Origin of the sequence: Nocardioides psychrotolerans (assembly GCF_943371775.1) — a bacterium.
GTDB lineage: Bacteria > Actinomycetota > Actinomycetes > Propionibacteriales > Nocardioidaceae > Nocardioides > Nocardioides psychrotolerans_A.
In genome coordinates this window covers 1-9,117 of record NZ_CALRWD010000117.1, presented here as the reverse complement: position 1 = coordinate 9,117, position 9,117 = coordinate 1, and the positions used below count along the sequence as shown (strand labels likewise).

The 9,117-nt window shown below is 69.9% G+C and carries 11 protein-coding genes; 6 read left to right on the top strand and 5 right to left on the bottom strand.

What is annotated here, in order from left to right:
* Positions 1-18: 18 nt before the first annotated feature.
* Together AAG827_RS21325 and AAG827_RS21320 are read right to left on the bottom strand one after the other, a co-directional pair.
* On the bottom strand, positions 19-222 hold the full coding sequence (locus AAG827_RS21325) for a cold-shock protein (RefSeq protein WP_091117245.1): 204 nt from the start codon (positions 220-222) through the stop codon (positions 19-21).
* A 204-nt stretch (positions 223-426) separates the two neighbouring features.
* Positions 427-813, bottom strand: coding sequence for a VOC family protein (locus AAG827_RS21320; protein ID WP_341928220.1), 387 nt, complete (start codon positions 811-813; stop codon positions 427-429).
* Positions 814-975: 162 nt separating this feature from the next.
* Between AAG827_RS21320 and AAG827_RS21315 the strand changes: the two genes are divergently transcribed.
* From AAG827_RS21315 to AAG827_RS21295, 5 genes are all read left to right on the top strand, one after another.
* On the top strand, positions 976-1,437 hold the full coding sequence (locus AAG827_RS21315) for a MerR family transcriptional regulator (RefSeq protein WP_341928219.1): 462 nt from the start codon (positions 976-978) through the stop codon (positions 1,435-1,437).
* Positions 1,438-1,460: 23 nt separating this feature from the next.
* Positions 1,461-2,501, top strand: a complete 1,041-nt coding sequence (locus AAG827_RS21310; protein ID WP_341928218.1) for an NAD(P)-dependent alcohol dehydrogenase — start codon at positions 1,461-1,463, stop codon at positions 2,499-2,501.
* A 59-nt stretch (positions 2,502-2,560) separates the two neighbouring features.
* Positions 2,561-3,190 (top strand): hypothetical protein, encoded by a 630-nt coding sequence (locus AAG827_RS21305; protein WP_341928217.1) that lies wholly within the window; start codon positions 2,561-2,563, stop codon positions 3,188-3,190.
* 105 nt (positions 3,191-3,295) lie between these two features.
* Positions 3,296-3,868, top strand: coding sequence for a response regulator transcription factor (locus AAG827_RS21300; RefSeq protein WP_341928216.1), 573 nt, complete (start codon positions 3,296-3,298; stop codon positions 3,866-3,868).
* 246 nt (positions 3,869-4,114) lie between these two features.
* Positions 4,115-4,507 (top strand): hypothetical protein, encoded by a 393-nt coding sequence (locus tag AAG827_RS21295; protein WP_341928215.1) that lies wholly within the window; start codon positions 4,115-4,117, stop codon positions 4,505-4,507.
* 412 nt (positions 4,508-4,919) lie between these two features.
* Here AAG827_RS21295 and AAG827_RS21290 read toward each other — a convergent pair whose 3' ends face one another.
* Genes AAG827_RS21290 through AAG827_RS21280 form a run of 3 tightly spaced genes read right to left on the bottom strand, consistent with a single transcriptional unit; the run spans position 4,920 to position 7,370 of the window.
* Positions 4,920-5,225 carry a hypothetical protein gene (locus tag AAG827_RS21290; RefSeq protein WP_341928214.1) on the bottom strand — a complete coding sequence of 102 codons (306 nt, stop codon included), beginning with the start codon at positions 5,223-5,225 and terminating at the stop codon, positions 4,920-4,922.
* A 43-nt stretch (positions 5,226-5,268) separates the two neighbouring features.
* Complete coding sequence (locus tag AAG827_RS21285; RefSeq protein ID WP_341928221.1) at positions 5,269-6,360, bottom strand: NAD-binding protein; 1,092 nt, start codon at positions 6,358-6,360, stop codon at positions 5,269-5,271.
* A 44-nt stretch (positions 6,361-6,404) separates the two neighbouring features.
* Positions 6,405-7,370, bottom strand: coding sequence for a YihY/virulence factor BrkB family protein (locus tag AAG827_RS21280; RefSeq protein WP_341928213.1), 966 nt, complete (start codon positions 7,368-7,370; stop codon positions 6,405-6,407).
* Between the two features lie 18 nt (positions 7,371-7,388).
* Between AAG827_RS21280 and AAG827_RS21275 the strand changes: the two genes are divergently transcribed.
* Complete coding sequence (locus AAG827_RS21275; RefSeq protein WP_341928212.1) at positions 7,389-9,071, top strand: acyl-CoA dehydrogenase family protein; 1,683 nt, start codon at positions 7,389-7,391, stop codon at positions 9,069-9,071.
* The last annotated feature ends 46 nt before the right edge of the window (positions 9,072-9,117 follow it).

Genomic DNA, 9,117 nt, shown 5'->3' with positions numbered 1-9,117 from the left:
GGGGCCCCTCGAGTGAGATCAGGAGACGCGGACGTTCTCAGCCTGGGGACCCTTGGGGCCCTGGGCGAGGTCGAACTCGACCTTCTGGTTCTCGTCGAGCGACTTGTAACCGCTGGTCTGGATGGCGGAGAAGTGGACGAAGACGTCCTCGCCGCCGTCAGCCTGCGCGATGAAGCCGAAACCCTTTTCGGCGTTGAACCACTTGACGGTGCCCTGAGCCATGATCGTTTCCCTTGTTCGTGTGCCGCAGGCAGTGTGCCTACGTGCTGCTGAAGACATCCATCTGTGCTGATGTCCAGCGAACCGAAAACCAGGAGTACGAGATACAGGCCGCGCATCGTGTGCGGCCAGGACGGCTTGCAGAGTCGTCCCTTCAACAGGGACAACGATAGAGCATGAGTGGCTGGATCGGGGTTTCGGCGTCGTTCACCGCGTGGTGGCGTCGTCGATGCACATGATGTTGCCCTCGCTGTCGGTGAACCAGGCGGCGTGACCCAGGCCCTCGATCATGGCCACGTCACCCTCCCAGGCGACGCCCGGGATGTCGTAGTGCTCGAACTCCAGGCCGCGCTCCCGCAGCGCCGTCACCTCGGCGGACACGTCGGCCACCTGCCACTTCGCGACCGTGTGACCGGACGTGCCGGCGAACTCCGTCTCGTAGAGGCAGAAGCTCGCGCCGCCACCCATCTCGTAGGTCAGACCACCCGGGCCCTCGTGGGCCGGCTCGAGGCCGAGCACCTCGGCATAGAAGCGTCGGGCACGACCCAGGTCGGACGCCGGGACGTTGGCGACGACCACGCTCTCCTTCAACATCGGAACTCCTCTCGTCAGGAAGTGCCGAGCCGCTTCCCCGCCAACCTAGACCCGCGCCCGCCGTCCCGACACCCCCCGACGAGGAACCCGACGACGAACGTCGCGGCGCCCCCCGCGGCGCGGCTTTGACTTCGAGTACTTGAAGTTCCTAGCGTCGTCGTCGTGACCTCGCAGACCACCGCCCGCAGCTACACGATCAGGGAGGCAGCCGCCCTGACGGGGCTGCCGGCCAGCACGCTGCGCTACTACGAGTCGATCGGCGTCATCGCGCCGGTCGCGCGCGGAGCGAGCAGCGGTCACCGGGTCTACGACGAGGCAGACCTGGACCAGCTGATGTGGGTGGCGTGCCTGGCAGCAACGGGCATGTCCGTGAGCGACATGCGGGCCTACGTCGCCAACGGCGCACGGGGGGCCGCTGCGGCGGACGAGCAGATCACCCTCCTCGAGGGGCAGGAGCGCCAGCTGGCCGAGGAGGCCAGGCAGGTCGTGCTCCGACAGCGCTACGTCCGCATCAAGATCGACTACTGGCACGCCGTGCGCGTGGGCGACCACGCCCGCGCCGAGCAGCTGTCAGCCCAGGCCCGTCGGCTCGCCGACGAGCTCCGGGACTCCACGAAGAAATGACCCCGACCCGAAGGAGCGCACCCATGCGCGTCAACGCCTACGCAGCACCCGCCGCCGGCGAGCCGCTGGCCCCCACGACGATCGAGCGCCGCGACGTCGGCGCCAACGACGTCCTCATCGAGATCCAGTACGCCGGGATCTGCCACTCCGACATCCACACCGTCAACGGCGACTGGGGCCCCCAGCCCTTCCCCGTCGTTCCCGGCCACGAGATCGTCGGCGTCGTCAGCGAGGTCGGCTCCGCCGTCACCCAGCACCAGGTCGGCTCCCGCGTCGGCGTCGGCTGCATGGTCAACTCGTGCGGCACCTGCACCAACTGCCGCAACGGCAACGAGCAGTACTGCGACGACGGCATGGTCGGGACCTACGCCGCCACCGACCGCGACGGCACCACCACCCAGGGCGGCTACTCCACCCACGTGGTCGTCGACGCCGACTACGTCCTCACGGTCCCGGAGAGCCTCGACCCCGCGGCCGCCGCGCCGCTGCTGTGCGCCGGCATCACGACGTACGCCCCGCTGCGCCACTGGGGCGCCGGGCCCGGCACGAAGGTCGCCGTCGTGGGTCTCGGTGGCCTCGGCCACATGGCTGTCCGGATCGCCAGCGCCCTCGGCGCCGAGGTGACCGTGCTGTCGCAGTCGTTGAAGAAGCAGGAGGACGGCCTGCGCCTCGGTGCGCAGGACTACTTCGCCACCTCCGACCCGGAGACCTTCGAGCAGCTCGCCGGACGCTTCGACCTGATCATCAACACCGTCAGCGCCAGCATCGACCTCAACGCCTACCTCGGCCTGCTCGCCGTCGACGGCACGCTGGTCAACGTCGGCGCCCCGGCCGACGCGCTCAGCGTGCACGCGATGTCCCTGATCAGCCGTCGCCGGTCCTTCGCCGGCTCCATGATCGGCGGCATCGCGCAGACCCAGGAGATGCTCGACTTCTGCGCCGAGCACGGCATCGGCGCCGAGGTCGAGGTCATCGCCGCCGACCAGGTCAACGAGGCCTACGAGCGCGTGCTGGCCTCCGACGTGCGCTACCGCTTCGTGATCGACACCAGCACCCTGGGCTGAGCCCCAGCCGCGGCAGCGACGCGACAGGCCTAGGGTGGAACGGTCTCGGAAGGACTTCTATGACCTACCGCATCGCACTGGCACCATCACTGGCCCCGTCACTGGCCACGTCGCTGGCCACCGCGCTCGCTGCCGCGACGCTCGTCCTGGTCCCCGCACCCTCAGCGAGCGCCCAGGCCGGCGCCCACCCCGACGCCCGAGCCGACGCCCGGGCGTCGCTCCCGACCAAGCGCCTCGTCAACGACCGCGGCGACCGTGACACCCAGGTCGTCGACGCGACCCGGATGATCGTGCGCTCCGCGCCCGAGAAGGGCCGCCGCGCGACCGTCTCCGTCGCGGTCACGGACGGCCTCGCCGCCGGGAGCCAGGTCGTCTTCCACATCAACACCGACACCGACGCCACCCCCGAGATCGCCTACTTCGGGGCCGTGAGCTCGGAGTTCCGCGGCTACCGGATGAGGAGCTGGACCAGGACCGGGGCGGAGCTGCCGCTGACCTGCGGGCGTCTCGGCGCCGCGATCGACGGCACCCAGACCCGGCTCGCCTTCAACCCGTTGTGCATCAACCGGGGCGTGCGGTCGTTCGGCGTCTCGTTCCACCTCGTGGCCGCCAGCGGCGAGGCGACGCAGGACGACTGGCTGCCCGCTCCCCGGGTCTTCTCCGGCCGCGTCAAGGCCTTCGCAGCCTGAGCCGGAGCCACGCTCCCTGACCGGAGGGGTGACACGTCATCTTGCCCGGTCCGGGGGCGCTTCGTCATACTTGTGTGCGTGGTTCCACCTCCTGTGGGTGTCGCCGTGATCAGCACCCAGGAGCTCATTCGTGGTGGCGTCACCGCGCTGCTCTCCCGACACGATGACCAGGTGTTCGTCAGCCCGACCGTCCGGTACGGCATGGACGTCGTCATCTATGACGTCATCGGCCTGGCCGCCGGCGACAGCTCCGAGCTCGAGAGGCTCGTGACCTCGAGCAAGGGCGTCGTCGCCCTCGGACGCGACCTCCGTCCCGACCTCGGGACTCGGGCGATCGCGCGTGGCGCGGCCGTCTGCATCTCGATGAGCGCCACCGTCGAGGAGCTCATCGCGGCCGTCCAGGCGGTGCACCACGGGCGGGCGGCCTACGCCTCCCCCGCGACCGCGTGGCTGGGGCAGGACGCCGGGCTCTCGGTGCGTGAGGCCGACGTGATCGGGCTGATCGCCCAGGGCCACAGCAACAAGGAGATCGCCGAGCGGCTCTACCTGAGCATCAACTCCGTCAAGACCTACATCCGCACCGGCTACCGCAAGCTCGGGCTGACCCGGCGCAGCCAGGCGGTCGCCTGGGCCATGCGCAGCGGTGCGCCCTTCGAGGACCTCGCCGCCGAGGCGTGAAGAAACCATGGATTCCGATGACCACGGTTGAGCAGTTCGTCTAGGATCTGCTCGTTGGATCGGACGGGTCGGGTGACCATCGGGCTACTCGCACTCTTCGTCGCAGACGACCGCGACCGCCGCTCCGCCTAATTCCAGTAGGCGGGCCGGCGGTCATCGTCTTTCCGGAGCCTGTCCCGCCTCCTGATGGTTCAAACCTCAAGCACCGGAAAAAGTCCGGCACCCCCGTCGACCTACGCTCGGGCCATGACCCGCCACCGCTTCGCCTTCGCCGCCGCCTATCGCGCGCCGGCGCTGCTCTTCGCCATCACGCCCCGCACGGCGTGGGTCGACCTCGACGACGAGCACCTGGCCGTGCGCTACGGACCCTGGTCGCTGCGCACCCCCCTGAGCAACGTGACCGGCGTGGAGCGCACCGGTGGCTTCGGCTGGCTGAAGACGGCCGGGCCACCCCACCTGTCCTTCAGCGACCACGGCATCAGCTTCACCACCAACGGCGACGACGCGGCCTGCATCAGCTTCGCGACGCGGGTCGCCGGCATCGACCCGACCAGGATCATCAAGCACCCCGGGGCCACCCTGACGCTGCAGGACGTGCCCGGCTTCATCGCCGAGCTCGAGGGTCACCTGCCGGGATGAAGCGCCCGTCCGCCGCGGCGGGATAGAACTGAGGGTGTCGGCGGTCCTGGCGGCCGGGCTCACGCAGCCCTATCGGGAGGGACTGCACTCACGGGACCGCCGGCACTTGCAGTGACCAGGCGCCTAGTCACAAATGACTATTTTTGCTCGGTTGGCCGAGAAAGCCTTTAACCAGAGGTCCCGCCCCCGTATTCTTCACCTACCGAACCGCTGGTGACCCGAGACTCCAGCGGTTCGGTCTATTTCCGGGCAACTCGTCGGCGCGCGGCGCGCAGACTTGAGATACCCCGGTGGCTATGTCACTCTCGACCCAGGCCTCGTGGACCTATCCCCCCAGGATCACGAGTCCCAGCCAGGCCGTGGTCCGCAAGGATCACGGCCTGGCGTCTTTCAGGTCCTCCCACCCGGGGCCTCAGGCCGGCGCGAGCAGCGCGGCGGGCACCCACTCCTCGACCAGCAACCAGCCGTCGGGGCGCAGGCGGGCGGCGTAGACGACGCGGCCCTCCCAGCCCGTGGCCCCCTGGCGCCACTCGACCAGCAGTCCGGGTCGTTTCTCACCGTGCCGATCGACGGCATCGGCGACCCAGCAGTGCCGCGCAGGACAGCTCTGACCCGTGAGTGGAGCGGGCAGCGAGGGGGATGCCGGACCCTGCTGGCCGGCACGCACGCGCTCCGACAGCGGGATGCCGCTCCCCTGCTTGCTCCACCCGCCCGCCATGCTCCGATCGTCTCACATGATCGAACAGGTGTTCGAAGCCTGCCTAGTCCTCGTCGGTCGCGAAGTCCTCGTTGTGGGTGCCAGGGCGCGGCGCCCACGGCAGCTCCTTGGCGGGGCGTACGACGATCAGCCGGTCGCCGCGCGCCAGCTGGGTCACCACCGGGTCGAAGTAGCGGTAGACCTTCTCGTCGCGCACGACCGAGATGACCTGGTCGGGCAGCGACTGGGGCTGTTTGCCCACCTCGCCGACCAGCAGGTCGCGCTCGGCGACCTCGAGGCCCTCGCCGTAGGTCAGCAGGTCCTCCATCACCGAGCCGAGGGTCGGCGAGAGCGAGGAGAGACCGAGGAGACGTCCGACGGCGTCGGAGGAGGTGATGACGGAGTTGGCGCCCGACTGCCGCATCAGCGGGGCGTTCTCCTGCTCCTTCACCGCCGCGACGATCCAGGCGTCGGGGTTGAGCTGGCGCACCGTGAGGGCAGCCAGGACGTTGGAGTCGTCACGGTTGGTGGTGATGATGATCTGGTCGGCCTCCCCCACGCCCGCGCGGCGCAGGACCTCACGCCGGGTCGCGTCGCCGGAGACGACCGCGAGGCCGTCGGCGTGCGCGTCGGCGAGCGCGACGGAGCTGGGGTCGACGATGACGACCTCCTCACGGTCGAGGCCGTTGTTGACCAGCGTCTCGACGGCGCTGCGCCCCTTGGTGCCGTAGCCGATGACGACGACGTGGTGGCCCATCTTCTTCCTCCAACGAGAGACCCGGAGCATGTCCCGGCCCTGCGACGCCAGCACCTCGAGGGTGGTGCCGATCAGCAGGACGAGGAAGGCGATGCGGGCGGGGGTGATGACGAACGCGTTGATGAGGCGCGCCTGGTCGGTGTACGGCGCGATGTCGCCGTAGCCGGTCGTGCTGAGCGTGACGGTCGTGTAGTAGATCGAGTCGGTGAAGCTCACCACGTTGTCGGGGTCGTTGCCGTCGACGTAGCCGCCGCGGTCGAAGTAGACCAGCAGCACGGTGCCGACGAGGATCGCCAGCGCAGCGAGCAGCCGACGCCCCAGCTCCCACCACGGCGAGCGGACGACGTCGGGGAGAGCGATCTTGCCGCGGAAGGCACTGCCGCCCTGGTCGCTCGTCATGTCCTGCACGCGCCGAATCTAGTGGACGCTCCCGCACGTGCCGATCAGGCCCGGTCCTTGCCGATGCGGTGGCGCAGCCGGCTCATCAGCTCCACCCGTGCGCTGGCGGTCGTCTTCTGCGGGAAGACGGTGTCGAAGGCGGCGTTGACGGCGGCGCCGATGAGCACGGCGAGCGCCAGGATGTAGAGCCAGAGCAGCACGGCGATCGGCGCGGCGAGCGGGCCGTAGATGGACTTGGAGTCGGCGGCGGTGACGGTGAGGATCCAGCGCAGCACGTAGGAGCCGAGGATCCAGGCGACCAGCGAGAACGTCGCGCCCGGGAGGTTGAAGCTCCAGTTGGTGCGCACCGGCACGGACACGTGGTAGAGCGTCGCGAGGAAGCAGATGCACAGCACTACGACGATCGGCCAGTAGAAGTTGAGGACGAAGTCGAAGCGTGCCGGCAGGGCCTTGTCGACGAGCTGGGGACCGGCCACGACCAGCGGGATCGAGATCGCGCCGGTGATCATCGCCATGATGTAGAGCACGAAGGACAGCGCGCGGGTCTTGATGATCCCGCGGTGCCCCCCGAGGCCGTGCATGATCGTGATGGTGTCGACGAAGACGTTGAGCGCCCGCGAGCCCGACCAGAGCGCCAGGATGAAACCGAGCGAGATCACGTCGAAGCGTCCGCCCTCCAGCACGTCGTCGATGGTCTTGACGATCACCTGGTTGACCGCGCTCTCGGTGAGGAACGACGCCGACAGGTCGATGACGGCCTGCCGCACCTCCTCCACCTGGGCGGCGGAGAAGCGGTCCGACACGTAGCCGATCGCGCCCGCGAGGGCGAAGATCAGGGGCGGCACGGAGAGCACGGCGAAGAACGCCGCCTCGGCCGCCAGGCCGGTCACGCGGTAGCGCATGCAGGCGCCGACCGTCGTCACGACCAGGCGCCAGAGGGTGTCGGCGAAGCGGCGACCCGCCGCCCACGTCCGATCGGACGCGGCGGTCCCCTGAGTCTCCGCCGTCATGGGCCCTACGGTAGACGCATGGCACCCTCGAACCCGCCAGCACAGGCCGCTGCCACGCAGGCTGCTCCCACGCGACGTGAGGTCCGCGTCACGACCAACCAGGCACCTCCGCTGGTGGGCCACGACATCGTGACCGCCGACCGCGCCCTCAGCGAGGCCGTGCTCCGCCACGGCTCCCCCGAGGTGCTCGACGACATCAGCGCGATCGGCCGGATGGCCGGCACGGCGGAGGCCAGGGAACACGGTCGGTTGGCCAACGCCCACCATCCCGAGCTCACGGCGTACGACCGCTATGGGAACCGGATCGACGAGGTCGCCTTCCACCCCTCCTGGCACTGGCTGATGGAGCGGGCCGTGGGGCACGGGCTGGCGGCGACGCCGTGGGAGTCGGACTCCCCGCACGCCCACGTGCGGCGTGCGGCCGGCTTCATGGCCTGGTCGCACACCGAGCCGGGGCACGGGTGCCCGATCTCGATGACGTACGCCGCCGTGCCGGCGTTGCGTGCGGACGACGCGATCGCCCGGGAGTGGACGCCGCTGCTGGCCTCGACGACCTACGACCCGGGCCTGCGGCCGGTCGCCGAGAAGCGCGGGGCGCTGGTCGGCATGGGGATGACCGAGAAGCAGGGCGGCTCCGACGTGCGTGCCAACGTGACGGTGGCGCGGCCGACGTCGGTGGAGGGTGAATACACCCTGCACGGGCACAAGTGGTTCACCTCCGCGCCGATGAACGACATGTTCCTGGTGCTGGCGCAGACGGTGGGTGGCGTCACGTGCTTCGTGCTGCCGCGGGTGCTGCCCGACGGGACCCGCAACACCCTCGACGTCGTACGGCTCAAGGACAAGCTCGGCAACCGCTCCAACGCGTCGTCGGAGCTGGAGTTCGACGGCACGCTCGCCTTCCGCCTCGGCGACGAGGGCCGCGGCGTGCGCACGATCATCGAGATGGTCGCCGCGACCCGCCTCGACTGCGTGCTCGGCTCGGCGTCGCTGATGCGCCGCGCGGTCTCCGAGGCGTCGTGGCACGTCGCGCACCGCTCAGCCTTCGGCTCGCTGCTCGCCGACAAGCCGCTCATGCAGAACGTGATCGTCGACCTGGCCGTGGAGTCGGAGGCCGCCACGGCGCTGGCGATGCGGCTCGCGGCCGCCGTCGACGGCGTCGACCAGGCGCACGAGGCTGCGCTGCGTCGGATCGCGCTGCCGCTCGCGAAGTTCTGGGTCTGCAAGCGCACGCCGATGCACGTGGCGGAGGCGCTGGAGTGCCTGGGCGGCAACGGCTACGTCGAGGAGTCGGTGATGCCGCTGCTCTATCGCGAGGCGCCGCTCAACTCCGTGTGGGAGGGCTCGGGCAACGTCAACGCACTCGACGTGCTGCGCGCGCTGGGGCGCGAGCCCGAGGTGCTCGACGCGTGGATCACCGAGGTCGGCCTGGCCCGCGGCAACGACGCCCGCCTCGACAAGGCGATCGACGACACCCTGGCGCTGCTCGGCGACACCGCGTCGCTCGAGGTCTCCGCGCGGCGGCTCGCCTCGCGGATGGCGCTGTGCCTGCAAGGCTCGCTGCTGGTCCGCTTCGCCCCGCCCGAGGTGGCCGACATCTTCTGCGCCTCGCGCCTGGGCACGTCGTACGACGGGGTCTTCGGCACCCTCGACGGCGGCGACCTGCGTGCGGTCGTGGAGCGCACGACGCCGGTGGTCTGACCAGCGGCCGGAAAGTGCGGGACGTTTTCGACCTTCCTGGCTCCAG

Coding starts and splice junctions, on each gene's coding strand:
- AAG827_RS21325 (WP_091117245.1), bottom strand. CDS start 222: ATGGCTCAGGGCACCGTCAAGTGGTTCAACGCCGAAAAGGGTTTCGGC.
- AAG827_RS21320 (WP_341928220.1), bottom strand. CDS start 813: ATGTTGAAGGAGAGCGTGGTCGTCGCCAACGTCCCGGCGTCCGACCTG.
- AAG827_RS21310 (WP_341928218.1), top strand. CDS start 1,461: ATGCGCGTCAACGCCTACGCAGCACCCGCCGCCGGCGAGCCGCTGGCC.
- AAG827_RS21305 (WP_341928217.1), top strand. CDS start 2,561: ATGACCTACCGCATCGCACTGGCACCATCACTGGCCCCGTCACTGGCC.
- AAG827_RS21295 (WP_341928215.1), top strand. CDS start 4,115: ATGACCCGCCACCGCTTCGCCTTCGCCGCCGCCTATCGCGCGCCGGCG.
- AAG827_RS21290 (WP_341928214.1), bottom strand. CDS start 5,225: ATGGCGGGCGGGTGGAGCAAGCAGGGGAGCGGCATCCCGCTGTCGGAG.
- AAG827_RS21285 (WP_341928221.1), bottom strand. CDS start 6,360: ATGACGAGCGACCAGGGCGGCAGTGCCTTCCGCGGCAAGATCGCTCTC.
- AAG827_RS21280 (WP_341928213.1), bottom strand. CDS start 7,370: ATGACGGCGGAGACTCAGGGGACCGCCGCGTCCGATCGGACGTGGGCG.
- AAG827_RS21275 (WP_341928212.1), top strand. CDS start 7,389: ATGGCACCCTCGAACCCGCCAGCACAGGCCGCTGCCACGCAGGCTGCT.